This is a genomic window from Pseudomonas izuensis, assembly GCF_009861505.1.
GTDB lineage: Bacteria > Pseudomonadota > Gammaproteobacteria > Pseudomonadales > Pseudomonadaceae > Aquipseudomonas > Aquipseudomonas izuensis.
Genome location: NZ_WTFT01000067.1, coordinates 1 through 1,390 on the forward strand (window position 1 = coordinate 1; position 1,390 = coordinate 1,390).

General features: G+C 59.0%; 1 protein-coding gene. It reads right to left on the reverse strand.

All coding sequences use genetic code 11. The features are described from left to right. Nucleotides 1-262: 262 nt before the first annotated feature. Nucleotides 263-1,294 carry an IS110 family RNA-guided transposase gene (locus GPL81_RS30640; RefSeq protein ID WP_160109829.1) on the reverse strand — a complete coding sequence of 344 codons (1,032 nt, stop codon included), beginning with the start codon at nucleotides 1,292-1,294 and terminating at the stop codon, nucleotides 263-265. Between the last annotated feature and the right edge of the window lie 96 nt (nucleotides 1,295-1,390).

The window sequence follows — 1,390 nt, forward strand, 5'->3', positions numbered from 1 at the left end:
GACCGTATATGGACTCCTCCTCGTTGCAAGCCTCCTTTGCTTTGGCGCCCGTGCCGACTGCACACGTATATTCGGCCTCTGACTTCGGCATCGATTCGATGCAGGGCCATGATGGGCTATTCGCGCGCCGGTTCCCAATCGCTTCTACGTGCTTTGCGCACCTGGACATTTGAGGGTTTTACCGACGCCGGTTCGACCGGTTTGCCATTGCTCGGGTAGCTTCGCAATCGTGGTGTGGGGTGCTTCTCCCGGGATGAATAGGTCAGGCCGCCGCTCGATCCGGTTGGTAATCAGTGCCGTTGCGCAACATCGCCCAAGCCATGCGTGCAGTTTTGTTAGCTAGTGCGATAGCGGCCACGTTGGGATGTGAGCGCTCGGCTAAACGGACAGCCCACTGGCTGAGTCGATCGTCTTTGGATTTGGCTGTGCGCAGTGCCGAGCGCGCACCGTGGATCATCAGCGTTCGCAGATAAGCATCCCCGCGTTTGCTGATGCCAAGCAGTCGATCCTTGCCGCCAGAGCTGTGTTGCTTTGGCGTCAGCCCTAGCGAGGCGGCCAGTTGTCGGCCATTGTCAAACTGACTGGCATCACCGATGGCAGCAACAAGTGCGGTGGAAATCATCGGGCCGACGCCACGCAGCTGTTGCAGACGGGCGGCCGCTGGGTCACTTGCCGCGATCGCTGATATCTCGCCATCGAGTTCGCTCACGCGCTCATCAAGTGCTCGCAGGTCGTCCCACAAACCGTTCAGCAGACGACGAAAGCGTGCCGTCAAACCATTATCGGCATCTTCTAGCCAGCACGGTATTGCGCGACGCAGCATCAGTAACTCCTTCGGCGCAACGAGGCCGTACTCGGCGATCAGCCCACGGATCTGATTGGCTTTGGCCGTCCGCTGTTCGATTAAGCCGGCCCGGATGCGATGCGTCGCTTGGATATCCTGTTGTTCGATGGTTTTGACGGCGACGAAGCGCATGCTGGGGCGGCTCATTGCCTCACAGATTGCCTCGGCATCGTTGGCGTCGTTCTTGTTGCTCTTGACGTACGGTTTGACGAACTGCGGCGCGATCAGCCTCACCTGAAATCCGCGTGCCTGTAGCTGCCGCGCCCAATGGTGCGCACCGCTACAACTTTCCATGCCGATCTCACAGCCGGGCTCGATCTTCTCCAACACCGTTTGAAGCCAGCGATCGCGAGGTAAACGCTGCCGCCAGATGGGCTGCTCATGACGATCCACGCCGTGAATCTGAAACACGTTCTTGGCCAGGTCGACCCCAATGCGCATAAGCTTCATGTGTGGACTCCTTCTCACGGTTGACTGCGGTTCGCACCTTCAGTCTGGCACTCAAGATGCCGAAGTGAGGAGGAGTCCATCCCATTGCTTCTGGCC

Coding starts and splice junctions, on each gene's coding strand:
- GPL81_RS30640 (WP_160109829.1), bottom strand. CDS start 1,294: ATGAAGCTTATGCGCATTGGGGTCGACCTGGCCAAGAACGTGTTTCAG.